The organism is Microbacterium sp. DT81.1 (assembly GCF_049844955.1).
GTDB lineage: Bacteria > Actinomycetota > Actinomycetes > Actinomycetales > Microbacteriaceae > Microbacterium.
The window spans coordinates 106,229-131,073 of record NZ_JBNCMA010000004.1; the positions used below are offsets into that span (position 1 = coordinate 106,229).

The 24,845-nt window shown below is 71.4% G+C and carries 24 protein-coding genes; 15 read left to right on the forward strand and 9 right to left on the reverse strand.

All coding sequences use genetic code 11. The features are described from left to right. Positions 1-69: 69 nt before the first annotated feature. Positions 70-735, reverse strand: coding sequence for a DUF305 domain-containing protein (locus ACLQ2Q_RS11965; protein ID WP_425820687.1), 666 nt, complete (start codon positions 733-735; stop codon positions 70-72). Positions 736-744: 9 nt separating this feature from the next. Beyond that, positions 745-1,446, reverse strand: a complete 702-nt coding sequence (locus tag ACLQ2Q_RS11970; protein ID WP_425820688.1) for a DUF3105 domain-containing protein — start codon at positions 1,444-1,446, stop codon at positions 745-747. Positions 1,447-1,516: 70 nt separating this feature from the next. Here ACLQ2Q_RS11970 and ACLQ2Q_RS11975 point away from each other — a divergent pair, with 70 nt between their 5' ends. From ACLQ2Q_RS11975 to ACLQ2Q_RS11985, 3 genes are all read left to right on the forward strand, one after another. Then, positions 1,517-2,881 carry a cystathionine beta-synthase gene (locus ACLQ2Q_RS11975; protein ID WP_425820689.1) on the forward strand — a complete coding sequence of 455 codons (1,365 nt, stop codon included), beginning with the start codon at positions 1,517-1,519 and terminating at the stop codon, positions 2,879-2,881. 32 nt (positions 2,882-2,913) lie between these two features. Beyond that, positions 2,914-4,071 carry a cystathionine gamma-synthase gene (locus ACLQ2Q_RS11980; protein ID WP_425820690.1) on the forward strand — a complete coding sequence of 386 codons (1,158 nt, stop codon included), beginning with the start codon at positions 2,914-2,916 and terminating at the stop codon, positions 4,069-4,071. A gap of 206 nt (positions 4,072-4,277) precedes the next feature. Next, a complete protein-coding gene (locus ACLQ2Q_RS11985; RefSeq protein WP_425820691.1) occupies positions 4,278-5,627 on the forward strand; it encodes a multidrug effflux MFS transporter in 1,350 nt (449 codons plus the stop codon). Positions 5,628-5,697: 70 nt separating this feature from the next. On the opposite strand, the gene ACLQ2Q_RS11990 is transcribed toward ACLQ2Q_RS11985, so the two are convergent. Next, the gene (locus ACLQ2Q_RS11990) at positions 5,698-6,195 is read right to left on the reverse strand and encodes a nitroreductase family deazaflavin-dependent oxidoreductase (RefSeq protein WP_425820692.1); all 498 of its coding nucleotides are present in this window, start codon (positions 6,193-6,195) and stop codon (positions 5,698-5,700) included. A gap of 60 nt (positions 6,196-6,255) precedes the next feature. On the opposite strand from ACLQ2Q_RS11990, the gene ACLQ2Q_RS11995 reads away from it, so the two are divergent. The 5 genes from ACLQ2Q_RS11995 to ACLQ2Q_RS12015 all read left to right on the forward strand — a co-directional run bounded on the left by ACLQ2Q_RS11995 (position 6,256) and on the right by ACLQ2Q_RS12015 (position 12,210). Continuing rightward, positions 6,256-6,942: a phosphatase PAP2 family protein gene (locus tag ACLQ2Q_RS11995; protein ID WP_425820693.1), complete on the forward strand. Its 687-nt coding sequence runs from the start codon at positions 6,256-6,258 to the stop codon at positions 6,940-6,942. Between the two features lie 4 nt (positions 6,943-6,946). After that, positions 6,947-8,899, forward strand: a complete 1,953-nt coding sequence (locus tag ACLQ2Q_RS12000; protein WP_425820694.1) for a helicase HerA-like domain-containing protein — start codon at positions 6,947-6,949, stop codon at positions 8,897-8,899. 75 nt (positions 8,900-8,974) lie between these two features. After that, positions 8,975-11,287 carry an FdhF/YdeP family oxidoreductase gene (locus tag ACLQ2Q_RS12005; protein WP_425820695.1) on the forward strand — a complete coding sequence of 771 codons (2,313 nt, stop codon included), beginning with the start codon at positions 8,975-8,977 and terminating at the stop codon, positions 11,285-11,287. 9 nt (positions 11,288-11,296) lie between these two features. After that, on the forward strand, positions 11,297-11,785 hold the full coding sequence (locus ACLQ2Q_RS12010; RefSeq protein WP_425820696.1) for a MogA/MoaB family molybdenum cofactor biosynthesis protein: 489 nt from the start codon (positions 11,297-11,299) through the stop codon (positions 11,783-11,785). Further along, the gene (locus ACLQ2Q_RS12015; protein ID WP_425820697.1) at positions 11,782-12,210 is read left to right on the forward strand and encodes a molybdenum cofactor biosynthesis protein MoaE; all 429 of its coding nucleotides are present in this window, start codon (positions 11,782-11,784) and stop codon (positions 12,208-12,210) included. Before ACLQ2Q_RS12010 ends, ACLQ2Q_RS12015 begins: the two co-directional genes overlap by 4 nt. Positions 12,211-12,244: 34 nt before the next feature. On the opposite strand, the gene ACLQ2Q_RS12020 is transcribed toward ACLQ2Q_RS12015, so the two are convergent. Genes ACLQ2Q_RS12020 through ACLQ2Q_RS12040 form a run of 5 tightly spaced genes read right to left on the reverse strand, consistent with a single transcriptional unit; the run spans position 12,245 to position 16,263 of the window. Then, positions 12,245-12,478: a MoaD/ThiS family protein gene (locus ACLQ2Q_RS12020; protein WP_425820698.1), complete on the reverse strand. Its 234-nt coding sequence runs from the start codon at positions 12,476-12,478 to the stop codon at positions 12,245-12,247. After that, a complete protein-coding gene (locus tag ACLQ2Q_RS12025; RefSeq protein ID WP_425820699.1) occupies positions 12,478-13,359 on the reverse strand; it encodes an NTP transferase domain-containing protein in 882 nt (293 codons plus the stop codon). Before ACLQ2Q_RS12025 ends, ACLQ2Q_RS12020 begins: the two co-directional genes overlap by 1 nt. Next, positions 13,356-13,829, reverse strand: a complete 474-nt coding sequence (moaC, locus tag ACLQ2Q_RS12030; protein WP_425820700.1) for a cyclic pyranopterin monophosphate synthase MoaC — start codon at positions 13,827-13,829, stop codon at positions 13,356-13,358. Before moaC ends, ACLQ2Q_RS12025 begins: the two co-directional genes overlap by 4 nt. Beyond that, a complete protein-coding gene (gene glp / locus ACLQ2Q_RS12035) occupies positions 13,826-15,073 on the reverse strand; it encodes a gephyrin-like molybdotransferase Glp (protein ID WP_425820701.1) in 1,248 nt (415 codons plus the stop codon). Before glp ends, moaC begins: the two co-directional genes overlap by 4 nt. Next, positions 15,070-16,263, reverse strand: coding sequence for a ThiF family adenylyltransferase (locus ACLQ2Q_RS12040; RefSeq protein ID WP_425820702.1), 1,194 nt, complete (start codon positions 16,261-16,263; stop codon positions 15,070-15,072). Before ACLQ2Q_RS12040 ends, glp begins: the two co-directional genes overlap by 4 nt. A gap of 114 nt (positions 16,264-16,377) precedes the next feature. On the opposite strand from ACLQ2Q_RS12040, the gene ACLQ2Q_RS12045 reads away from it, so the two are divergent. The 6 genes from ACLQ2Q_RS12045 to ACLQ2Q_RS12070 are packed head-to-tail and all read left to right on the forward strand — an operon-like array spanning position 16,378 to position 21,757. Then, entirely contained in the window at positions 16,378-16,770 is a 393-nt protein-coding gene (locus ACLQ2Q_RS12045; protein ID WP_425820703.1) for a TOBE domain-containing protein, read from the forward strand. A 2-nt stretch (positions 16,771-16,772) separates the two neighbouring features. Continuing rightward, the gene (modA, locus tag ACLQ2Q_RS12050) at positions 16,773-17,570 is read left to right on the forward strand and encodes a molybdate ABC transporter substrate-binding protein (protein ID WP_425820704.1); all 798 of its coding nucleotides are present in this window, start codon (positions 16,773-16,775) and stop codon (positions 17,568-17,570) included. Beyond that, positions 17,567-18,373: an ABC transporter permease gene (locus tag ACLQ2Q_RS12055; RefSeq protein ID WP_425820705.1), complete on the forward strand. Its 807-nt coding sequence runs from the start codon at positions 17,567-17,569 to the stop codon at positions 18,371-18,373. Before modA ends, ACLQ2Q_RS12055 begins: the two co-directional genes overlap by 4 nt. 14 nt (positions 18,374-18,387) lie before the next feature. Beyond that, positions 18,388-19,515, forward strand: coding sequence for a sulfate/molybdate ABC transporter ATP-binding protein (locus tag ACLQ2Q_RS12060; RefSeq protein WP_425820706.1), 1,128 nt, complete (start codon positions 18,388-18,390; stop codon positions 19,513-19,515). Between the two features lie 9 nt (positions 19,516-19,524). After that, positions 19,525-20,142 carry a GNAT family N-acetyltransferase gene (locus tag ACLQ2Q_RS12065; RefSeq protein WP_425820707.1) on the forward strand — a complete coding sequence of 206 codons (618 nt, stop codon included), beginning with the start codon at positions 19,525-19,527 and terminating at the stop codon, positions 20,140-20,142. Positions 20,143-20,170: 28 nt separating this feature from the next. Continuing rightward, on the forward strand, positions 20,171-21,757 hold the full coding sequence (locus ACLQ2Q_RS12070; RefSeq protein WP_425820708.1) for an SDR family oxidoreductase: 1,587 nt from the start codon (positions 20,171-20,173) through the stop codon (positions 21,755-21,757). Positions 21,758-21,933: 176 nt separating this feature from the next. On the opposite strand, the gene ACLQ2Q_RS12075 is transcribed toward ACLQ2Q_RS12070, so the two are convergent. Next, complete coding sequence (locus ACLQ2Q_RS12075; RefSeq protein WP_425820709.1) at positions 21,934-23,505, reverse strand: DUF222 domain-containing protein; 1,572 nt, start codon at positions 23,503-23,505, stop codon at positions 21,934-21,936. A 184-nt stretch (positions 23,506-23,689) separates the two neighbouring features. Between ACLQ2Q_RS12075 and moaA the strand changes: the two genes are divergently transcribed. Beyond that, positions 23,690-24,754, forward strand: coding sequence for a GTP 3',8-cyclase MoaA (moaA, locus tag ACLQ2Q_RS12080; RefSeq protein ID WP_425820710.1), 1,065 nt, complete (start codon positions 23,690-23,692; stop codon positions 24,752-24,754). Positions 24,755-24,845: the final 91 nt, after the last annotated feature.

The window sequence follows — 24,845 nt, forward strand, 5'->3', positions numbered from 1 at the left end:
CGACCACTGTAACCACCGCAGCCGATCGCCACGCGGGCGTCGTCAGCATCGGCGTGACACGGGTATGGGTCAGCAGCCGAGGCGCCGCTGAATCGACTGCATCGCGTCGATCTCGCTCTGCTGCACGGACCCCATGGACTTCGCGACCGCGAGCACCCGCGCCCGCTCGCCGCGCTCGCGGATAGCATCCACCATGTCGATCGCGCCCTCGTGGTGCCGGATCATCAGCTCCAGGAACAGGCAGTCCGCCTCGGTGCCGGTCGCCGCATCCAGGGCGGCGAGCTCGGCTGGCGTGGCCATGCCCATGGCGGCACGCAGCTCGTCATCGGTGGCCGATGGGCCGACGTCGTGGCCGGAGTGCGACCCCGAGGCATCCGACATCCACCCCATCAGCGGCTCGCCCGATTGCGGCAGGCCCCACTGCACCAGCCAGCCGTACATCTCGCCCGCCTGCGCCGACTGCGCTGTCGCCATGTCGTACGCGAGGGTGCGGACGCCCTCGTCCTCGGTCTTCTCGTAGATGAGCATCGCCATCTGGACCGCCTGACCGTGATGCACCTGCATGTCGCGCGCGAAGCCGGCATCCGCCGAATCGGTCGTCGGTGCGGGGGGAGCGGCGCCCGTGCCGAACGCGGTGAACCGCCCGATGCCGAACGCCAGCGCGGCAACCGCGAGGATCGCCGATCCGATGAGCAGCCACCGAGGCGGCGACGAGCTGCGCTCGGAGTCGGTCACGACGTGGACCTACTCCTTGCCGGGGCCATCGATCGCGCCGGAGCACGTCGCCGACGGCTCGGGAACATTCTGGTTGCGCCAGTACTCCTCGAAGAACTGCGGGATGCGCTCATCGGCGGCCGAGTCGAGCTTGAGCTGCGCGTTCCACGCGCTGATCACGATCGGGGAATCAAGGTCCTCGTAGGGGGAGAGGATGACGTAGCTGGAGGGCATCTCGGCCTTCAGCGCATCCAGCTCCTCGCCGGTCACTCGGGAGGCGTCGTACGTGACCCACACGGCACCGTGCTCTAAGGAGTGCACGGCGTTCTCGTTCTGCTGCGGCTCGCTGTAGATGCCGCAGTTCAGCCACGCCGGGTTGTGCGCTCCGCCGGCCGGGGGGCTCTGCGGGTAGTCGACCGGGTCCTCGACGTGCAGGGTCTCGTTCGTGAAGGTCTCGACGCCCTCGATCTCGGCGCCATCCCCGCCCGCCTCGTACTGCACGGCAGGTGCCGGCGCGAAGACGAACGATGCAACGACAACAGCGACGACGACCAGTGCCCCGGTGATTCCCACGGCCCACCAGACCAGCTTGCTGCGGCGGCGCTTGGCCAGCTGCTTCTGGTACTCGGCGAGCTTCTCCTGACGCCGCTGCTCGCGCTGCTGCTTCACGGTGAGGTTGATCTCGGCCTGCTTCACGGGGTTGCCGCTTGCGCGCTTCTCGGTCGGGGTCACCCCTCGATCTTAAGTGATCGCACCAGGGGGAATCCTGTGCGCGGGGCACCGGCCGTCTACCCTGGGAGGCGTGAAGTACGCCGAGACGATCGTCGACCTGGTCGGCGACACCCCACTGGTCAGACTGAACCACGTGACCGATGGGCTCCGGTGCACCGTCCTGGTCAAGCTGGAGTACTTCAACCCCGGCGGCTCCAGCAAGGACCGCATCGCGACCCGCATCATCGATGCCGCGGAGGAAGCCGGCCTGCTCGGTCCCGGGGGCACGATCGTGGAACCCACCAGCGGCAACACGGGCGTCGGTCTGGCCCTAGTCGCCCAGCAGCGCGGCTACCGGTGCGTCTTCGTGCTGCCCGACAAGGTCGGCGAAGACAAGATCAATGTGCTGACGGCGTATGGCGCCGAGGTGGTCGTGACACCGACATCCGTCCCCGCCGACAGTCCCGAGTCCTACTACAGCGTCAGCGATCGGCTGGCGCGGGAGATCCCGGGGGCGTTCAAACCCAACCAGTACGAGAACCCCAACGGGCCCCGCAGCCACTACGAGACCACCGGGCCCGAGATCTGGCGCGACACCGACGGGCGCGTGACGCACTTCGTCGCGGGCGTCGGCACGGGAGGGACCATCAGCGGTACCGGGCGTTACCTGCGCGACGTGTCGGGGGAGACCGTGCGCATCATCGGCGTCGACCCCGTCGGCTCGGTCTACAGCGGCGGCACCGGGCGGCCCTACCTCGTCGAGGGCGTCGGCGAGGACATCTGGCCCGGCGCCTACGACCCGACGGTTCCGCACGAGATCGTCGCCGTCTCCGACGCGGAGTCGTTCGCGATGACGCGCCGGCTCGCACGCGAGGAAGGCATCCTCGTCGGCGGCTCCAGCGGGATGGCGGTGGTCGGCGCCCTCCGCGCGGCCCGGGACCTGCCGGAGGACGCCGTCCTGGTCGTCCTGCTGCCGGACGGCGGCCGCGGGTACCTCGGCAAGATCTTCAACGAGCGGTGGATGCGCTCGTACGGGTTCACCGACGTCGGCGAGAGCGAAACGGTCGCCGACGTCGTCGCCACGCGGGGAGGCGACATCCCCGAACTGGTGCACGCTCACCCGAGCGACACCGTGCTCGAGGCGATCCAGATGATGAGCGAGTTCGGCGTCTCGCAGCTGGTCGTGCTGAGCGCCGAGCCGCCGGTCGTCATGGGCGAGGTCGTCGGGTCGATCGATGAGAGCGGGCTGCTCGATCGGGTCTTCCGCGGTGAGGCGAAGGTGACGGATGCCGTCGGCCTGCATGTCGCCCCGACGCTGCCCCTGGTCGGCATCCACGATTCGGTGGCCGAGGCTCGTGAGGCGCTCGCCCACGCTGACGCGCTGCTCGTGACGAGGGACGGGTCGCCCCACACCGTCCTCACCCGCCAGGACCTGCTGGCGTACCTATCGCGCTGAGGCCCCGGCGGGCGTGGGTAGGCTCGGAAACCATGAGCGAGCAGCATTTCAACACCCGCGCCATCCATGCGGGACAGCGTTTCGACCCGACGACCGGGGCCATCATCCCCCCGATCTTCCAGACCTCGACCTTCGTGCAGGACGGCATCGGAGGGTTGCGGGGAGGGTACGAATACGCGCGATCGGGCAACCCGACCCGCACCGCGCTGGAGGAGCAGATCGCCTCGCTCGAGGGCGGTGCCCACGCCCTGTCCTTCGCCTCGGGCCTCGCCGCGGAGGACGCGCTGCTGCGCGCCATCCTGAAGCCCGGCGATCATGTCGTGCTCGGCAACGACGCGTATGGCGGCACGTACCGCCTGCTGACCAGGATCTTCGGCCCCTGGGGCATCGAGACCACCACGGTCGAGATGAGCGATGCGGATGCCGTGCGCCAGGCCCTCCGACCGGGAAAGACCAAGGTGCTCTGGGTCGAGACGCCCAGCAACCCGCTGCTCAAGATCACCGACATCGCCGCGCTCGACGCCCTCGCACACGAGGCCGGTGCCATCGCCGTGGTGGACAACACGTTCGCGTCGCCGGCGCTGCAGCAGCCGCTCGCCCTCGGCGCCGATGTGGTGGTGCACTCGACCACCAAGTACCTCGGCGGCCACTCCGACGTCCTCGGGGGCGCCATCGTCGTAAACGACGAGGCGATCCGTGACGCGGTGGCCTTCCATCAGTTCGCCGCGGGGGCCGTGTCCGGCCCCTTCGACGCGTGGCTCACCACTCGTGGGATCAAGACGCTTGCCCTGCGGATGCAGCGCCATAGCGAGAACGCGCAGGCGGTGGCAGAGTGGGCCGCCGGCCGTTCGGAGTTCGATGCCGTCTACTACCCGGGCCTCGACACGCACCCGGGGCACGAGATCGCCGCACGGCAGATGACCGGGTTCGGAGGGATGGTCTCGCTGGCGCTCGCCGCCGGCCCCGGCGCCGCCCGGGCGTTCGCTGAGTCGACGGTGCTGTTCCAGCTCGCCGAGTCGCTCGGTGGCGTCGAGTCGCTCATCGGCTACCCCGCCGAGATGACCCACGCCTCCGTCCGAGGGACCGAGCTCGCCGTGCCCGAGAAGGTCGTGCGACTCTCGGTGGGCATCGAGGATGCCCGCGATCTCATCGCCGACCTCGAAGAGGGCCTGTCGCGGCTGGCGCGCTGATCTCGCGCGGCTCGCGCGGTGATACGGCGGCGGCACAACCGGAAAACGGTTGCTGATCGCGTCGCCGTGTCGTTCTCCGCTCGAACGCTCCGGTATCATTGGTATTCGTCGAATCGATTCGACGTCCGCTGTTCGCCGGTGGTCGAGCCCCGTGTTCCTCCGAGACAGCTCCCCGCTTCCTTCCCTCCCCGCGCCGAAAGGGCTTCGTGACCGCCACCGCCAGTGTCCCCGTCCAGAACGAGAAGCCTGTTTCGCCGACGCCCAAGGCCTCCACCGCCACCGGTGCCATCCGCGTGCTCGGGGCGAACCCGGCCACCGCGCCGATCATGCTGCACCCGGGCGATGCCATCCCCAACCGCCGCCGGGTGCTCTACATCGTGCTGCTGGGCGCCCTCACGGCCCTCGGCCCGTTCACGATCGATCTCTACCTGCCGGCCTTCCCGGTGCTCGAGAGGGACTTCCAGACGACTGCCGGCGCGATCCAGCTGACCCTCACGGGCACGATGATCGGCTTCGCGCTCGGCCAGCTGATCGTCGGTCCGCTGAGCGACAAGGTCGGCCGCCGCGTCCCGCTGCTTGCGGCCACGGCGCTGCACGTCGCGGCAAGTGTCGCCGCCGCCCTGGCGCCGACCCTCGACCTGCTGATGGCGGCCCGCGTCGGCATGGGCATGGGGGCCGCGGCCGGTGGCGTCGTCGCCATGGCGATCGTGCGGGACCTCTTCGGCGGCCGGCGCCTCGTCGTGATGCTCTCGCGCCTCGCGCTCGTTACGGGTGTCGCGCCGGTCGCCGCGCCTCTCATCGGATCGGCCCTGCTCACCGTCATGCCCTGGCGAGGCATCTTCGTCGTGCTCTCCATCTACGGCGCCGTCATGCTGGTCTGCGCGCTCATCTTCGTGCCCGAAACGCTTCCGAAGGCGCGCCGGCAGGAGCGGGGGAGCACCACGGTGCTGCAGCGCTACAAGAGCGTGCTCAGCGACCGTGTCTTCCTCGGCGTGCTGATCGTCGGCTCCATGACCTTCAGCGGTCTCTTCTCGTACCTCTCGGCCTCCTCGTTCCTCTTCCAGGAGACCTACGGATTCGATCCGCAGCAGTACGGCCTGCTGTTCGCGGTGAACTCGCTCGGCGTCGTGCTGGGAGTGCAGAGCGCGTCGCGGCTCGCCGCGCGCTTCGGGCCGCAGTGGGTGCTGGCGTACTCCACCTCCGTGCTGGTCCTCTCATCCACCGTCCTCATCGTCGCCGACCAGCTCGGGCTGGGCCTGTGGGGCGCGATCATCCCGCTCTTCTTCTTCATGACGGCGTGCGGCTTCACGTTCCCCTGCGTGCAGGTGCTGGCCCTCGATCGGCACGGCAAGGCGGCGGGTACCGCGGCATCCATCCTCGGTGCCGTGAACTTCGGCGTCGCCGGGCTGGTGTCTCCGCTGGTCGGACTGATCGCGCACGACGCCGGGATCACCGCCACCACGATGGCTTCGGTGATGGCGGGCAGCGCGGTGATCGGCGCTCTCGGTCTGTGGTTGGTGGTGCGCCCGCGCACCGTGGCCATGCTGCGGCCGTAGGCAGCCGGCGATGCTGCGGCCTGAACAACTGGCGATGCCGCGGCCGTAGGGGCGCGGCGATGCTGCGCCCCTACGGCGCGTCGTCCGCGATCGGCTGCAGCCGGAACAGCCGCACCGTGCGTCCGGAGTCGCGCTCGTACCCGCGGTATCCGGGCCACTGCCGCTCGATGCGCGCCCAGACGGCGTCGCGTTCCGTGTCGGCAATGAGCGACGCGTGAACACGCATCCGTCGTGCTCGCACGGTGATGGCCGCGTCGGGGTGCGCCAGCAGGTTGGTCGTCCACGCCGGATGCCGCTCGCCCGCGAAGTTCGTGCCGGCGACGATAGCCCGCCCCTGTCCGTCCGGCGTGTACATGAGAGGCGCATCACGCGGTTCGCCGGAGCGGGCTCCGGTGGTGTGCAGCACCAGCGACGGCACGACGAGCCCGCTCAACTGCACACGGCCACCGGTGAGGCGAGTGACGAATCGCTCGACCGACGGCAGCACGATGGGCCCCCATCGTCGGAAGACCCGGGTGCGCGTCAGCGGTGCGAGAACCGCCCGGGCGACGTCCACCACTCTTACCATGGCTCATTGTCCCGCGGCCAGGCTCCCCGGGTACCCCTCGGCGCAGGGCACAATTGACCAATGGACGAACATCAGGTGACGATTCGCCCGTTCCCGCGTGTCCACGTGCTGCTGTGGTGGGGGTTCGGCCTGCTCGCCGCGAGCCTGGCGCTCGGGGCTTTCATCTTCTTCTTCCGTGGGAACGGGCCGTTCGCGGTCGACGTCTGGTGGATGACCACTCTCGCTGCGGCGCGCGGCGATGTGCTCCTCGCGGTCTCGTACGCGATGAACTTCGCCGGCGCCGGCTGGTTCGGTGTCTTCGCAATACCCATCGCCGTTGCGGGCGCATTCCTGATAGCCCGAAGACCGTGGGCCGCGCTGTTCTTCATCTGCGCCGAGATAGCGGGAGCAGGTGCCGTACAGGTGATGAAGCACCTGTTCGGGCGCGCAAGGCCCGAGGACATCATCGTCATCTCGGACTTCGGCTCATTCCCGTCGGGGCATGTGGCGAACGCCGCGACCGTCGCCGTCGCGATGTGGGTCCTGTTTCCCCGCGTGTGGGTCGCTATCGCAGGAGCGGTCTGGACGCTGCTCATGGCCTTCTCCCGCACCTACCTGGGGGCGCACTGGCTGAGCGACACGGTCGGAGGCGCGCTCGTGGGAGCGGCCGCGACACTGCTGGTCGCCGCGGCGTTCGCGCGCGTGCTCGAGCGGGAATGGGGTCGCAAGCGGATCGAGGAGGCGGTTGCACCGCCGTCGCTAAGCTGAGCCCATGAGCGACCCAGGAGCCGACGTCACCGATCCCGCGGTCGCTGCAGCCGAAGCCGAGTTGGCCCGTCTTCGGGCCGAATCCGAGGCCGCCGAGGCCGAGGTGAAGGCGGCTCGGGCAAGGGCCGCGCTCGCGGCGGCCGAGGCGGCGGCGCTGAAGGCGGCCGCCGGTGCGGCGTCCTCCAGCGAGGCGCCCGTCAGGTCCGAAGCGCCCGCCACGACCGAAGCGCCCACGCATGAAGCGCCCACCCCCGAAGCGCCCGCCCCGACTGAAGCGCCGGCTGCGCCAGAAGTCCCGCCAGCGCGAGAAGTCGGCCCGCTCGACGCCGAGCAGATCGCCGCCATCGTGCGGGGCTACACGTTCGAGGCGGCGACACTCGACCTCGGTGCGCTGCAGAACGGTGAGCCGGTCGCCGAGGCGCAGATCCGCATCCCCCTCGCGATGATGAACCGCCACGGCCTCGTCGCCGGGGCCACGGGAACGGGCAAGACCCGAACTCTCCAGGGCCTCGCCGAGCAGCTCGCCGCCCACGGCGTGCCTGTCTTCGCCGCGGACATCAAGGGCGACCTCTCGGGAGTCGCCACCCCGGGTGAGGCGAACGAGAAGCTGCTGGCGCGCACGAGGGCGATCGGCCAGGACTGGAAACCCGCGGCATCCGTCACCGAGTACTACGCCCTCGGCGGCCCTTCGGCAGGTTCGGGGACCAGCAAGGGCGTCCCGGTGCGGGCGACCGTGACCGGATTCGGACCGCTGCTGCTCAGCAAGGTGCTCGGCCTCAACCAGACCCAGGAATCGAGCCTCGGCCTGGTCTTCCACTACGCCGATCGAGAGGGGCTGCCGCTGGTCGACCTCGCGGACCTGCGCGCGGTGCTCACCTACCTCACGAGCGAGGACGGCAAGCCAGAGCTCGACGGACTCGGCGGCCTGTCGAAGGCCACGGCGGGCGTCATCCTGCGGGAGCTGGTCACGTTCGCCGACGGCGGTGCGGACGTGTTCTTCGGCGAGCCCGAGTTCAGCGTGAAGGAGTTCCTTCGCACCGCCCCCGATGGCCGCGGGATCATCAGCCTGCTGGAGGTCCCGGGCGTCGCCGACAAGCCGGAGCTGTTCTCCACATTCCTGATGTACCTGCTGGCCGAGCTCTTCGAGCTCCTGCCGGAGGTGGGGGATGTCGACAAGCCGAAGCTCGTGTTCTTCTTCGACGAGGCGCACCTGCTGTTCCGCGACGCGTCCAAGGACTTCCTCTCCGCGATCACGCAGACCGTCCGGCTGATCCGCTCGAAGGGCGTCGGCGTGTTCTTCGTGACCCAGACGCCCAAGGACGTCCCGTCGGACGTGCTCGCGCAGCTGGGCTCGCGCATCCAGCACGCGCTGCGGGCCTTCACCCCCGATGACGCGAAGGCGCTCCGAGCCACGGTCGGCACCTACCCGAAGTCGGGCTACGACCTGGAGCGCACCCTGCAGGAACTGGGCACCGGCGAGGCGATCGTGACCGTGATGAGCGAGAAGGGCGCCCCGACGCCCGTAGCGTGGACCCGGCTGCGCGCACCCCAAGGGCTGATGTCGCCGACGCCGGACGCGCAGATCGACGCGGCGGTCGCGGCATCCCCCCTGCTGGCGACCTATGGTGCGACGATCGATCGGGAGTCGGCCAGGGAGATCCTGACGGTGCGGATGAATGCGGCGGCGGCGGCGGATGACGCGGAGCGCGCCGACCTCGAGAAGGCCAAGGCCGACGCCGAATTCGCGAAGCAGCGGGCCGCCATCGACAAGGCCGAGGCGGCGGCCGACAAGAAGGCTCGGGCGGAGTACGACCGGCTGCTCAAGAAGACCTCGGGCACCAGTCGCACGACATCGCGGCCGCAGAAGTCGACGATCGAGCAGGTTCTCGGGTCCAAGACCACCCAGACGCTGTTGAACGGCGTGATCCGCGGGGTGTTCGGAATCGGCCGGCGCTGAGCGCTCCGGCGCGACCGCTTCCGCTCATCGGGAGCGGACGGCGCTGACTCGGCGCGCCCGACTTAGCATGGAGGTATGGCGAAGAGGCCTCCCACAGCAGACATCGACGAGGCGCGCGTCCGGGTCACCGGCAGCAAGAAGTCGGCCGTCGGCATCCCCGGCGTGATGCACGCCGTGCAGTACTCGATCGAGCAGATGGGTGTGCTGCGCTCGGCGCAGACCCTGCTGAAGGTGAACCAGAAGGACGGCTTCGACTGCCCCGGCTGCGCCTGGCCGGAGGAGGACAAGCGGCACATCGCGGAGTTCTGCGAGAACGGGGCGAAGGCCGTCGCCGAGGAGGCGACGATTCGCCGGATCACGCCCGAGTTCTTCGCCGAGCACTCGCTCGAGGACCTGAGCGAGCACGACGACTACTGGCTGGGACAGCAGGGGCGGCTCACGCATCCGATGATCCTGGATGAGGGTGCCACGCACTACCGGGCCATCACGTGGCACGAGGCCCTGCGCGAGATCGCGGACGCCCTGCGCAACCTCGAGGACCCGAACGAGGCGGTCTTCTACACCTCCGGTCGCACCTCGAACGAGGCCGCCTTCCTGTATCAGCTGCTGGTGCGAGGGCTCGGCACGAACAACCTTCCCGACTGCTCGAACATGTGCCACGAATCCAGCGGCGTGGCGCTCGGCGCGACGATCGGCATCGGCAAGGGGACGGTGTCGATCACCGACATCCACGAGGCCGACCTTCTCATCGTGGCCGGACAGAACCCGGGGACCAACCACCCGCGCATGCTGAGCGCCCTCGAGAAGGCCAAGGCGAACGGCGCGACCATCATCGCCGTGAACCCTCTGCCGGAAGCCGGGCTGACCCGCTTCAAGAATCCGCAGACGCCGAAGGGGATGCTGCTGGGCGGCACGAAGCTCGCTGACCGGTATGTGCAGATCCGGCTCGGCGGGGACCAGGCGCTGTTCCAGGCGATCGGCAAGCACCTGCTGGAAGCGGAGGACGCCGAGGGCGGCGTGCTCGATCGGGCCTTCATCGAGGAGTACACCGACGGGTTCGACGAGTATGCCGACGCCGTGCGGGCCATGCCGTGGCGGGAGCTCGTGACCGCGACCGGCGTGCCGGAGAAGACGCTGCGTGCCGTCGGTGAGACCGTGCGGCACTCGAAGGCGACGATCATCTGCTGGGCGATGGGCCTGACGCAGCACAAGCACTCGGTTCCGACGCTGCGCGACCTCGTCAACGTGCTGCTCCTGCAGGGCAACATCGGCCGGCCGGGCGCCGGCGTCTGCCCCGTCCGCGGGCACTCGAACGTGCAGGGCGACCGCACGATGGGGATCTACGAGAAGCCGTCCGAGGCGTTCCTGTCCGCGCTCGACCGGGAGTTCTCCTTCACCGCACCGCGCCCGCACGGGTACGACACCGTGGAGGCGATCCGCGCGATGCGCGACGGCAAGGTGCGGGTGTTCATGGGCATGGGCGGCAACTTCGTGATGGCCGCCCCCGACACCGCGGTCACCGAAGCGGCGCTTCGCCGCACAGAGTTGTCGGTCCAGGTGTCGACGAAGCTGAACCGTTCGCATGTCGTGACGGGTCGGCGGGCGCTCATCATCCCGACTCTCGGACGCACGGACCGCGACCGCCGCGGCGGCGCGGAACAGCGCGTTTCGGTGGAGGACTCGATGGGCGCCGTGCATTCCTCGCGTGGGCGACTCGCCCCACCGAGCGAGGACCTGCTCAGCGAGGTGGCGATCCTCGCCCGGCTCTGCGCGCTGGTGTTCGAGGGACGACCCGACACCCCGCGCGCCGACTGGACGGCGCTGGAGGCGGACTACGGCCGCATCCGTGGGCACATCGCCGACACCATCCCCGGCTTCGAGGACTACGACCGTCGAATCGACAAAGGGGCGACGCTGTCGCTGCCGAACGGCCCCCGCGATGAGCGGCGCTTCGCGACGGAGACCGGCCGGGCGCGCTTCACGGCCAACCCGCTGGAGTATCCCCGCATCCCGCGCGGCCGGCTGCTGCTGCAGACGCTCCGCTCGCACGACCAGTACAACACCACGGTGTACGGCAAGGACGACCGGTATCGCGGCATCCACGACGGTCGCCGCGTCGTCTTCGTGCACCCGCGCGACATCCAGGAGCGAGGCTTCGCGGAGGGCGACATCGTCGATCTCGTGTCGGAGTGGCCCACGGCATCCGGGCACACAGAAGAGCGGCGAGCCGAGGCGTTCCGGATCGTCGGGTACCGCACGCCCCGCGGCAACGCCGCCGCGTACTATCCCGAGACGAACGTGCTGGTGCCCCTCGACTCCGTCGCCGAGGGCAGCGGCACTCCGACGTCTAAGTCGATCGTCATCCGGCTCGAGCGGCGCGCGCCATAAAGTGAGTGCATGTCCGCTACGCCCCTGACCGCCGCCGTGATCACCGTCTCGGATCGCTCGGCGCGGGGTGAGCGGGTGGATGCCTCGGGCCCCGTGGCGGTCGACGCCCTGCGGACGGCCGGTTTCGCGTGCCTCGACGCCACGATCGTCGCGGACGGCGCCGACAGCGTGACCTCGGCGCTGCGGGCGGCGCTCGCGGCAGGCGCGCGGCTCATCATCACTTCCGGGGGCACGGGCGTCGGGCCGCGCGACGCGACGCCCGAAGGCACCTCTGTCGTGCTCGAGCGCGCCGTCCCGGGGATCGCCGAGGAGCTGCGCCGCGCCGGTGCGGCCGAGAAGCCGGCGGGGATGCTCACGCGGGGCCTCGCCGGGGTCACGGGGCACGCCCTCATCGTGAACCTGCCCGGGTCACCGGCGGGGGTGGCATCCGGCATGCCGATCGTGCTCTCGGTGGCGCGCCATGTGATCGACCAGCTGGCGGGAGGGGACCACGGATGACCGGCGTGCGCCTCGCGAGGATCAGTTCGAGCCCGCTCGACCTCGACGCCCACCTGAGCGCCATCGACGACGCGTCGGCGGGCGCGGTGACGACCTTCGTCGGGCGCGTGCGCGATCACGATCCGGATGCCGCGGGCGAAGTCGTCGCGCTGGAGTACTCGGCCCACCCGGATGCGGAGGCGGCGCTCCAGGCGATCGCCGGGAGGGCGATCGGCGACACCGCGGCCCTCGTCGCGGTGAGCCATCGGATCGGGCGGCTGGGCGTCGGCGACGCCGCCGTGGTGATCGCCGTTGCGTCGCCGCACCGTGCCGAGGCCTTCGATGTGTGCCGCGAGGTGATCGAGGCGATCAAGCGGGAGCTGCCCGTCTGGAAGCGGCAGATCGAGGCCGACGGCTCGACCGCGTGGAAGGGCCTCGGGGGTTGAGTCGTCCCCGAGTCACCGTCTGCGCTGAGACGGCTCAGCCGCCCGCGAAGGGCGGCAGCACGTCGACCAGCGAGTCCTGCCCGAGAGCGGCGTCGTCATCCGCGCGGGACCCGTCGACCAGCACCGCGCAGCGGGGGAGTATCGCGCCGAGGTCGGGGTGCTCGGCTCCGAGCGCGGCGCGCAGCTCGCCCAGGCTCGCCTCGAACCGGGTCTCGGTGTCGAGACCGGCGGCCTCCTCGGCGGCGGCGAAGTAGCGGACTCGTGCCATCACGGCCTCGCGTTCCACGTCTCCGCGAGCTGGGAGACCTCTTCGACGACGGCGTCGATGTCGGCGGCCGACCCTCCGCGGCGCCCCGCCGCCAGCCCGGCGGCGAAGGTGCTGAGCGGCGCAGCCGGACGGGTCACGTCGTTCGCCACGTCCCGGGCCAGGTCGAGGATCAGGGAGACCGGCAGCTCCTCGGCCGAGAAGCCGAGCCGCTCGCGGAGCGCCTCGGCCCACGCGTCGAGGGCTTCTGGCGGCTGTGTGCGGTTTGACTCTGCCATGGCTGCTCCTCGGGTGCTGGAGGCAGCGGCCGAGCGCCGCGCCCTGATCAGATCCTGCCACGTGTCGACATCGGCGGCGATGCCTCCCGGCGCTCGGACGGTGCCGATCTCGAGGTCGCTGAGCAGTTCGCGCATCGACGCGCCGGCCCCGGCATCCGTCATCCGGGCGGCGCCCTCGCGCAGTGCCGCGGTGCGGTAGAGCCCCGTCAGCCACTGGGGACGACCGCCGTCGTCGGCGAGGCACAGGCCGTCGGCCCACGGAGCGAGGGCCGCTGCGGCGAGCAGGTACGGGACCGCATCCTGCGCACGGGGCAGATCGGCGGCGAGCACGAGCACGGTCTCGGCGCCGTCGACGGCGGGCAGTGCCGCCAGGATGCCGGCCACCGGCCCGCCGAAGGGCGGCTGCTCGCGCACCCATCGCACGGTTGGGTCGTCCAGCAGTGTCGGGCCGGCCACGACGATCGGCGAGCACTCGGCGGCTATCGCGGCATCGAGGGCGCCGCGCAGCAGGCCGGTGCCTCCGACCGTCAAGAGGGGCTTGCGCGCACCGCCCATGCGGGAGGCGCGTCCCCCCGCCACGATGATCGCACCGAGGGGCCGGTTCATACGCCCGGCCGCACCCACGAGCCGGATCGACCGCCCTCCTTGGCGATCAGCCGTACGTTCTCGATCTCGACGGCCTTGTCGAGGCCCTTCACCATGTCGACGATCGCAAGCGCCGCGACACTCACCGCGGTCAGCGCCTCCATCTCCACGCCCGTGCGGTCGGCCGTGCGGACCGTCGCTTCGACGGCGACGCCCTCGTCCTCGATGGAGAGGTCCACCGAGGCGCCGTGCACGCCGATGACGTGTGCGAGCGGGAGCAGTTCGGCGCACTTCTTCGCGCCCTGGATGCCGGCGATGCGGGCGACGGCGAGCACGTCGCCCTTCGGCACGGTGCCGTCGCGAAGGGCGGCCACGACATCCGCCCCGCACCTCACGAACCCCCGCGCGGTGGCGGAGCGCACGGTCGGCTGTTTGTCGGTGACGTCGACCATGCGGGCGTTCCCGGCGTCATCGAGGTGCGTGAAGCTCATGAGATCAGCATGACATCGACCAGGTCGCCGACCTCGACCGCTTCGACCTCCGCGGCGACCACCGCGTAGGCCTCCGCACGACCCAGGCCACCGGCCAGGTGCGAGCCGGAGCCGCCGGACGTGGCCGGTCGGACCGTCCAGGCGGACGGGTCGGTGCGGTCCAGTGCGACCGGCAGGTACTGGCGACGACCGGGGGGTGTGCGCCACGCGGCGGCGGCCGGGAGGCGGAGCACCGGGCGCTGGATGTCGGCGCGCCCCTGGAGCGCGAGCAGGGCGGGTCGCACGAACACCTCGAACGACACCGCGGCGCTGACCGGGTTGCCCGGCAGTCCGAAGAGCAGGGCGCCTCCCGGCACGTGGCCGAAGCCCTGCGGCTTGCCGGGCTGCATGGCCACCCTGAAGAACGTCATCTCACCGGCTGGTCCCAGGGTGCCCTTCACGACCTCGTAGGCGCCGGCGCTGACGCCGCCCGAGAAGACCACGACATCCGCCCCGACGTCGTCGGCGTGTGCGATCGCCTCGCGCAGCGCGTGCGGGTCGTCGGGAACGCTCCGTCGCAGCACCACTCCGGCTCCCGCCTCGAGCGCGAGGCCCATCAGCAGCTCCGAGTTCGACTCGGGGATCTGCCCGCGCAGCAGCGCCCCGCCCGCGGCCACCAGCTCGGAGCCGGTGGAGACGATGGCGACTCGCGGCGTCTGCGCGACGGACACGTGGGTGACCCCCGCCGCCGCGGCGGCAGCCGCCTGCAGCGCGCCCACGAGAGTCCCCTTCGGCAGCAGCTCGTCGCCGATGGCGGCATCCTCCGCGCGACGGCGGATGTGGACGCCGGCGCGCCGAGGCGCGCGGGTGACGGCCACCACGTCGAGCGAGTCCGCCAGCCCGCCTTCCGTCTCCTCGAAGGGGACGATGGCATCGGCCGCCGAGGGGATCGGGGCGCCCGTCATGATGCGGGCCGCCTCTCCCGTGCGCAACGGAGGATCGAGGTCGGTGCCCGCCGGCAGGTCGGCGACGACGCGCAGGCGCACGGGCGCGTCGGGACGAGCGGTCGCGACATCCTCGAGGCGCACGGCGAAGCCGTCCATCGCGGAGTTGTCGAAGACCGGGATGTCCACGGCCGCACGCAGCGGCGCCGCCAGGGTGCGCCCGCGGGCACCGCCGACCGCTACGGACTCGCCTGCGAGGGGCTGCACCGCGGCCAGGATCTCGGCGAGGTGGCGCTCCACCGAGCGGAGGTCGCCGGTCATGCCGTGCGATCCGCGAACGCCTGGCGCCATGCGTTCATCCCGCCGGTCAGTACCGTGGCGGGCACTCCCACGGCGGCCAGCGCCTCTGCCGCACGGCGGGCGCGGGTCCCCGCCTGGCACACCACGACGACCGGGCCGGCGATCGCGGAGGGGTCGCCCAGTACGGTGGCGAGCGGCACGTGGTGGGCTCCGGGCATCGGCTCGTCGGCGACCTCGAAGGCTTCACGCACGTCGAGCAGGGCGGGCGGGCTCGCCGAGGCGAGCGCCTCGGCGAGCTCGCGGGCCGACATCGACGCCACCGCAGGGATGGCGGGGGTGGGGGTGGCGGGTGCCGGGATGACGGGCGCGGGGGTGGCGGGGTTGGCGGTGGCGGATGCGGTCGACGTTGCGGTCGGTCGCGCTATGTGGTCGGATGCCGCCGTCCGACCGGGCCGGAGAGGCACTTCGCTCTGGCGTGACCGGAGCGAGTCGAGCACGAGGACGCGGCCGAGAAGTGGCTCGCCGATGCCGGCGATGAGCTTTATGGCCTCGGTCGCCATGAGCGAGCCGACCTGCATGCAGAGGGCGCCGAGCACGCCCACCATCGCGCACGTGGGCACGTCGCCGGTGCTTCCGTGCGGGTAGAGGTCCGACAGGCGCACGGCAGGGAAGCCCTCGGGCGGCGATGACCAGAAGACGGTGACCTGCGCATCGAAGGCCTGCACGGTGCCCCACACGAGCGGCAGGCCGAGCTGCTCGCATGCCGCGGCGACGGCCTCCCGCGTGTCGAAGGTGTCGCTTCCGTCGATGACGAGGTCGGCGCCGGCGAGGAGGTCGGCCGCGTTCTCGGCGCTCAGACGCACCTCCCGGGTCAGGACGCGCGTCTCGGGGGAGAGGTCCGCGGCGACGCGGGTGGCGCTCGCCACCTTGGGCGACCCGACGTCGGAGAGCCGGTGCATCACCTGGCGCTGAAGATTGGATGCCTCGACCGCGTCGTCGTCGATCACGGTCAGCGTGCCCACCCCAGCCGCGGCGAGGGCCAGCATGACGGGGGAGCCGAGGCCGCCGGCGCCGATCACCGCGACGTGTGCGGCGGCGAGGCGCCGCTGCCCGACCTCGCCGAGGGCGGCAAGGCTCGTGTGGCGTGCGGTGCGCGCGCGTTCGGCCGGGCTCAGGGCCGGAATCGGTTCGACGAGCGGGGGCAGCGGCATGCTCCCAGGCTAGCCGCGCGGCGGCCGAGGCGGGTGTCTGCGAATCGGCCCGCAGCCCGCACGCGCGGCTCAATTCGGGGGCTCGACCCGCATCTGCGGTGATACGGTCGGAGTGTGCCATCATTCAAGGTCGTCGAGGCCGCACGGCTTCTGGGCGTGAGCGACGACACGGTGCGTCGCTGGATCGAGCAGGGGGCGCTGCCGACCACTGGAGTGTCGCCCGCCGAGGTGCCCGGTGATGCCCTCGCCGCCCGTGCCGTAGAGCTGGCGCGCGGTGCGGCGGACCCTGCCGACGTGCTCTCGAGCGCACGCAATCGCTTCGTCGGGCTCGTGACACGTGTGCAGGTCGACGGTGTCATGGCGCAGGTGGACATCCAGGCCGGACCCCACCGCGTCGTCTCGCTCATGTCCGCCGAGGCCGTGGACGAGCTCGGGCTCGAGGTCGGCTCGCTTGCCGTTGCCGTGGTGAAGGCAACGAACGTCATCGTCGAGACTCCGAAGGGCTGAGCGTGAGACGGCGTGCAGCTCTCGCGCTGTCGGCGGCGCTCCTCGCGCCGATCCTGGCGCTGGGAGGGTGCGCTACGCCGTCCGGGAGCCCCGAGCCGCCGGTGGCCTCGCCGTCGAGCGGGGGCGCGCTGAGGGGCGAGCTCACGATCTACGCGGCCGCGTCCCTGTCGACCGCCTTCGATGAGCTGGCGGCGGCTTTCGAGTCTGAGAACGCCGCCATCGACATCCGCCCCATCGTCTACGACGGGTCGAGCACGTTGGCCAGGCAGCTGCAGGAGGGCGCGCAGGCCGACGTCTTCGCGTCGGCCGACGAGACGAACATGGGCAAGGTCGACGCGCTTCTCGACGGCTCCAGCGAGATCTTCGCGACCAACACTCTCGTGCTGGCGACACCGGCAGGCAACCCTGCCGACGTCACGAGCCTCGCGGACCTCGCCGATCCGGGAGTGACGGTTGTGCTGTGCGAACCGGAGGTCCCCTGCGGGGCGTCGTCGCAGAGACTGCTCGACGCCGCAGGGGTGACGGTCAGGCCCGCCAGCCTGGAGCAGAACGTCACGGCCGTGCTGACGAAGGTGGCTTCCGGCGACGCGGACGCCGGGCTCGTGTACCGCACCGATGTCATCGATCGCGCAGACGTCGAGAGCATCGCGCCGGAGGGGGCCGCCGACATCGTCAACCGGTACCCGATCTCCGCCCTCACCGAGTCGGCCGAGCCGGAGGCCGCTCGCGCCTTCGTCGCCTTCGTGACCGGGGCGCGGGGGCAGCGGATCCTTGCCGACTACGGCTTCGGGGCACCGTGAGGCGAGATGACCGCGCGTTTCTGCCGCCCGTGCTCGCCGTGCCGGCGATCCTCGGTCTCGCCCTGCTGGTCGTGCCACTGGGGGCGCTGGTCGCGAGGGTCGAGTGGAGCACGCTCTGGGCCGACATCACCTCCCCGGCCGCGGTCGACGCCCTGCTTCTCTCTCTTCGCACGGGCCTCATCGCGACGGGCATCTGCGTCGTGCTCGGCGTGCCCTTGGCGCTCGTGATCGCGCGGTCCGGTCCCCGGGTGTCGGCGCTGCTGCGGGTGCTGGTGACGGTGCCGCTGGTGCTGCCTCCCATGGTCGGAGGCGTGGCGCTGCTCTTCCTGTTCGGGCGCAGCGGACCGCTCGGCGCCGTGCTGGAGGACGTGTGGGGGCTCCGCATCCCGTTCACGACCACGGCGGTGGTGCTGGCGCAGGCGTTCGTCGCCCTCCCGTTCCTTGTGCTCGCCCTCGAAGGGTCGCTGCGCACGGCCGGCGTCGGATACGAGCGCGTGGCGGCCACCCTCGGCGCCGGTCGCTGGACGATCCTCCGCCGGGTCACCCTTCCGCTCGCCGCACCCGGATTGATCGCGGGGGTCGTGCTCTGCTTCGCCCGCGCGGTCGGCGAGTTCGGTGCGACGGCTCTGTTCGCGGGCAACGCGCCCGGTGTGACGCAGACGATGCCCCTCGCGATCTACACCGCGTTCAACGGCTCCGGCGTCGGTGAGGGCACCGCGGTGGCGCTCTCCCTGCTGCTGCTCGTCACGGCGCTCGCCGTGCTGCTGCTGGTGCGCGGATGGCGCCCCGGGACGGCCCGGTGAAAGCGTCCGGCGGGATGGGCGCCTCCCTCGACGCCCGCGTCGTGATCGTCCGCCGCACCGGCTTCCGCCTCGACGTCGCGGTGACCGCTGCGCCGGGGGAGATCGTGGCGGTGATGGGGCCGAGCGGCGCCGGCAAGTCCACCCTGCTCGAGGCCGTCGCGGGGCTGGTGCACATGACCGACGGGCGCATCCGCATCGGCGATCAGGAGGTCGCCGCGAGCCACCCGCCGCTGCACGTGCGACCCGAGAAGCGAGGCGTGGCTCTGCTCGGGCAGGAGCCTCGGCTTTTCCCGCATCTGACCGCGCGCGAGAACGTCGCCTTCGGGCAGCGATCCCGCGGCGTCTCGCGGGGGGATGCGGGCCGGGGCGCCGACGGGTGGCTCGTGCATGTCGGCCTGCCCGGCATCGGCGATCGCCGGCCCTCGGACCTCTCCGGGGGGCAGCAGCAGCGGGTGGCGATCGCACGGGCGCTCGCGGCATCCCCTCGCCTGCTGCTGCTCGACGAGCCGCTCACCTCGCTCGACCCGGAGACCGCCGGCGAGATCCGGGGGATGCTGCAGGAGCAGCTGGCCGAGGCGCAGGTCACCGCGGTCTTCGTGACCCACGATGCGGTCGATGCGGTGGCCGTCGCCTCACGGCTCGTGCTGATCGAGGGCGGGCGAGTGAGCCAGGCGGGGAACGTGCGCGACGTGCTGGAGGCTCCCGCCACGCGGTTCGCCGCCGCGGTGGCGGGGCTCAATCGTGTGGAGGGGACTTCGCACGCAGGCGGGTGGCGCGGCGGGTCCCCGCGTGCGCCGGTCTTCTTCGAGGGCGTGGATGCCGCGTCGCGGGCGGCGGCGGCTCCGGATGGGGTGCCGCTGGTCGCGGTGTTCCGTCCGGGCGCGGTGAGGATCGATCAGCCGCCCGGGCCGGCGGGCGTCGCTCGCGCGGCCACAGACCGGACCGGCGCCGGTTCCTGGCTCGCGCGCGTCGTGCGGCTGGAGCAGACGCCGGCCGGGGTGCGGGTGCACACGGCCGAGCCGGCGGTCGCGGTGGACGTGCCGACGACCACGGCCGCTGAGCTGCGCCTCACGGCAGGTGCTCCCGTCCGGCTGCGGGTGGCTGCGAGCGATGTCCGGCTGCAGCCCGGCGCGAGTGGGTAGGGTCGAGCGGTGACCGACATCCGCCCCTTCCGCCGCGGCGATGAGCCGGCGCTCACCGAGATCTGCGTCCGGACGGCCGACGCCGGGGGAGACGCCACCGGGATGTTCCGGGACGACCAGCTGTGGGCCGACATCTTCGCGCTGCCCTATGCCGCCAGGCATCCCGACCTCGCCTTCGTCGTCGAGACCGACGACAGACGGGTGGTCGGATACATCGTGGCCGCGCCCGACACCGACGACTTCGAGCGCTGGTTCGCGCAGTCGTGGTGGCCATCGGTGCGCGACCGGTACCCGCTGGACGGCGCGGGGGAGCGGGAGCGGGGCATCATCGCGTACGCCGAGAACCGCGCGCCCGGGCGCGCGCGGCACGCGGCCGAGTTCCCGGCGCACCTGCACATCGACCTGCTTCCACAGCTGCAGGGCCAGGGTTTCGGTCGTCGGCTGATCGACAGGCTGCTGGCCGCGCTGGCGGCGCGGGGTGTCGCCGGGGTGCACCTCGTGGCATCCGAGGAGAACACCGGAGCCGTGCTGTTCTATCCTCGGGTGGGGTTCACGGCGCTGCCCTCCGAGCCCGGCTCGCGAGCGTTCGGTCGCCTGCTGTCCCCGGGAGGTCGGATCCCGGCCTGACCCTCCGGAACGGGCGTAGCGTCGAGGCATGACCTCGCTCCCGCTCTCCTCGCCCTCGGCCGCGCCGACAGGCCGCGAGCCTGCGCTCGTGGCCGTGCAGCGTGCGGATGGGACCGCCCCGCGCGCATTGGTGCTCGGAGCAACGGGGTATATCGGTGGTCGCCTCGTGCCGCGGCTGCTCGCTGCCGGCTACCGGGTGCGGGTGCTCGCTCGGGATGCGGCGCGGGTTGCGGCGTTCGAGTGGGGGAGTCGTGTCGAGGTCGTCACCGGCGACGCGACGGATGCCGGGGCGGTCGCCGAGGCCGCGCGGGATGTCGATGTGCTCTATTACCTCGTCCACTCGATGGGCGCGGGCAAGGGGTTCGCGGATGCGGATCGCCGGGCGGCGAACGCCGTCGCGGGCGCGGCGGCCGCGGCATCCGTCGGGCGCATCGTCTACCTCGGCGGGCTGCATCCGGACGGCATCGCGCTGTCCCCGCACCTGCGGTCGCGGGTCGAGGTGGGAGAGATCCTGATGGACAGCGGCGTGCCGACGCTCGTGCTGCAGGCCGGTGTGGTGATCGGGTCGGGCTCTGCCTCGTTCGAGATGGTGCGGCATCTGACCGACGTGCTGCCGTACATGCCGGCGCCGAAGTGGGTGCGCAACCGCATCCAGCCGATCGCCGTTCGGGACGTGCTGCACTACCTGCTCGGGGCGGCTCGGGTGGCGCCGGACGTCAACCGTGCCGTCGACATCGGGGGGCCGGACGTGCTGCGCTACGGCCAGATGATGAACGGCTATGCGGTCGAGGCGGGGCTGCCGCAGCGGGCGATCGCGGCGCTGCCGGTGCTGACCCCGCGGCTCGCGTCGCACTGGGTGAATCTCGTCACGCCGATCCCTCGTCGGGTCGCGATGCCGTTGGTGGAGTCCCTGCAGAACGAGTGCATCGTGAAGGATCACGCGATCGACGAGCTGATCCCGCGGCCGGAGGGCGGTCTCACCTCGTATCGCCGGGCGGTGGATCTGGCTCTCGGAAAGGTGAAGCAGGACGATATCGAGACGAGTTGGCAGGATGGCGAGGTGCTCGGGGTCCCGAGCGATCCGCTGCCCAACGACCCGGACTGGGCGGGGCGGGTGGCATTCACGGATGTCCGGACCGCGTGGACCGAGGCGTCGCCCGATGGCCTGTGGCGGGTGATTCAGGGCATAGGTGGGGAGCGGGGCTGGTACTCCAATCCGCTGCTGTGGGCGATCCGCGGGTGGATGGACAAGCTCGTCGGCGGGGTGGGCTTGCGTCGCGGGCGTCGGCATCGGGACCGTCTGGTCGTGGGGGATGCGGTGGACTTCTGGCGGGTGGAGGCGATCGAGCCGGGTGCTCTGCTGCGTCTTCGGGCGGAGATGAAGGTGCCGGGGCTGGCCTGGTTGGAGATGAGGTGCACGCCGGATGCCGGTGGGGCGCGCTACGACCAGCGGGCCGTGTTCTTCCCGAGCGGGCTCAGTGGGAGGTTGTACTGGCTGGCGGTGCTGCCCTTCCATGGGTTCATTTTCGCGGGGATGGCGAACCGGATCACGGCCGCGGCCGCGCTCGCCGAGAACGCGTCGGCTGTGCCGCTGGGCGAGGTGTCGGTCGTCTGATGTCGTCGGCTCGGCGCGCGGCGTCTCGCGTCGGCATCTCCGCTCCGTCGTGGTCTCGCGCCCGCGCGAGCACTCCCACTCCGGCCGATAGCACCATCTCGGCCCATGACACCAGCTCCGGCCGATGACACCAGCTCCGGCCGCGCCAGGACCTTCCGTTCCGCCCGCCGCCGCTCCTATGCGGCGGGCCGGAATCGTCGGGGTGGTGGTTGCACGCTTGCCCACGCGTATCTCAGGTCCAGCTTGGGAGGGAGGGTGACCGGGGGCCCGCCGGGTGGGTGGAGGGTGAAGTCGTCGAGGCGGGTGCGGGTGATGTGCCAGCCGCCGTTGTGGAGTTGCATGTGGTGGAAGCGGCAGAGCAGGATCCCGCGGTCGATGTCGGTGCGGCCCTCATCCTGGTCGTAGTGGTCGATGTGGTGGGCTTCGCAGTAAGAGGGTGGGCGGTCGCATCCGCGCCATCGGCAGCCGCCATCGCGGATGGCGAGCGCGAGTCGTTGCTTGCCGGAGAACAAGCGTTGCTCCCGACCCAGGTACAGAGGGTTTCCGCGTTGGTCGGTGACGCAGGTGGTCTGCGCGGTGTCGCACAGTCGTTGCCGGACAAGCCACGCGGGGATGCTGGTGCCGGTGTCCTCCAATCGGCCGACTCCCGCCGCACTCGCATCCGCGTCGGTGGCGCCGGGGATGGTGTGCAGGGCGGCGGCGGTGATCACGACCCGGATTCCCGCTTGCCGGGTGCCGAAGACCTGCTCGGTGTCGGCGAGGGCCCCGGCGCGGAGCGTGTCCATGATCAGGTCGTAGGTGAGTTGATCATTCGTGCGCGGATCCGCCTCCAGCTGCCGGGCGCGGGCGGCTTCGTCGGCGTCCACGAACCGGGGACCGCCGCGGCGGGGACGCAGCGCGGAATCGGTGATCGCCTGCACCCACGCCGCCATCTCGTCATCGAAGCTGATCGAACCGCGCCGGGTGCCGTGCTCGTCCACCCACATCCGGAACGAGCGGGCCTGGAACCGGTCATCGAACCGTCGAGCAGCCCCGTCAGGGTCCAGCGTGTCCCGCACCGCCCGCGCGGTGCGCAGCAGATCCTCCACGGTGCACGTCGGCGCCTCCACGATCAGCTGCTCCGCGGCGACCGCCCACGCATCCCGCCACACGGCGTCCGCGGCCACGCTCGCATCGGCATCGGCATCGGCATCGGCATCGGCGCCGATGTCCGCATCGCGAGCCGACGGTGAAGCGGAAGCACCGGTCCCGGTGGAGGGCGGTTCGCCGAGCCCGCGGAGGATCGCGTCGTGCTGCGCGGACGTGATCGTCCGGGCAAGCAGCGCCGCCCCCAGCCCCGCATGCCACAGCACCGGCACCATTCCGCCGACATCCGTCAGGCCAGCATCCGCGTCGCTCACCGGCACCCCCGCGTGCAGCGCTTCCCCGAGCCGCACCTGCCGCACGGCGTCGCCGCGCGTGGACCCGGTGATCTCCTGCACCAGCGACACCGGCGACCGGTGCCCCCGCACCTGCGCCAACCCGCCCTGCCCGCGCTCCCGCCCGGACCGGGCCGTCACCGCACCTGCGGCGGCGATCCGCACCGTCTCCAACGCCTGGATCAGCGTCGACGTGCTTCGCAGCACCCCGACGAGATCCTCATCCCCCAGACCGGAGACGATACCCGGCAGACCGGCATCCGTCAGTTCGCTTCCGAGCACGGCGCGCAGGCTTTCAAGCCCCGCGTCCACTCCCGGAAAGAATCGCATGCTTCAACGTACCGAGGGCCACCGACATTCGAACTTCTATCCGAATCCCGTTGCACCTCGGACCGCCAGCCGACGCACTCAACGTGGGAATCCGAAGGGTCTGGGTGACACCCGACCCGCGGCGCAGCCCCACACGGGCAACCGACCCGCCGACGCAGCCCCCACCAGCGCGTACCCTCGAAGCATGGCTGCGATTCCCGTCACGATCGCGCCGCGGACCCCGACAACCACCGTCGCGCCCCCCGCCGGCGCTCTCGTCGACACGCACGGACGCATCCATCGCGACCTCCGCATCTCGCTCACCGACCGGTGCTCACTGCGGTGTACCTACTGCATGCCCGAGCAGGGCAACGAATGGCTCGCCCGCTCCAGCATCCTGACGCTCGATGAGATCGAGACGGTCGCCAGGGTGGCGGCCGGCGCCGGGATCACGACGTTCCGCCTCACCGGCGGGGAGCCCCTTCTGCGGAACGACATCGTCGAGGTCGTGCGACGACTCTCGCGCATCGAGGCCCCGTCCGGACCGGTCACCATCGCGATGACGACCAACGGCATCCGCCTGCCCGAGTTCCTGCCTGCCCTGATCGACGCCGGCCTGCACCGCCTGAACATCTCCATCGACACGATCCGCCGGGATCGCTTCCACGATCTCACCCGCCGCGACCGCCTCGATGATGTGCTGCTCGGCATCGCGGCGGCCGCGGCATCCCCTCTCCGTCCGCTCAAGCTGAACGCCGTGGCGATGCGCGGCGTCAACGACGACGAACTCGTCGACCTCGTCGAGTTCGCCACCGCACACGACGCGCAGCTGCGCTTCATCGAGCAGATGCCGCTGGATGCCGGGCACACCTGGGACCGCCAGACGATGGTGACCCGCGACGAGATCCTCGACTCCCTGTCCGCTCGCTGGCGGCTCGACCCGATCCCGGGCCGAGGCGGAGCGCCCGCCGAGACATGGATGCTGGACGGCGGCCCGCACACCGTCGGCGTCATCGCGTCGGTCACCGCGCCCTTCTGCGGCAACTGCGACCGGCTGCGACTGACCGCCGACGGACAGCTGCGCAACTGCCTCTTCTCCACGAGCGAGTTCGACCTGATTCCCGTGCTGCGCTCGAGCGACGGAAACCCGGATGCCGCGGGCATCGAGTCCGTGCTGCGCGCGTGCGTCTGGGGCAAACTGCCGGGGCACGCCATCAACGACCCGAGCTTCCTGCAGCCGGCTCGCGGGATGAACGCCATCGGCGGCTGAGCCCGGGCACACCAGCCCACGGAGGCCCGACCGCCGCCACCGCCCAACGGCTCCACCCGCGTCAACGCCGCCCCGCGCGCCTAGCATTGCA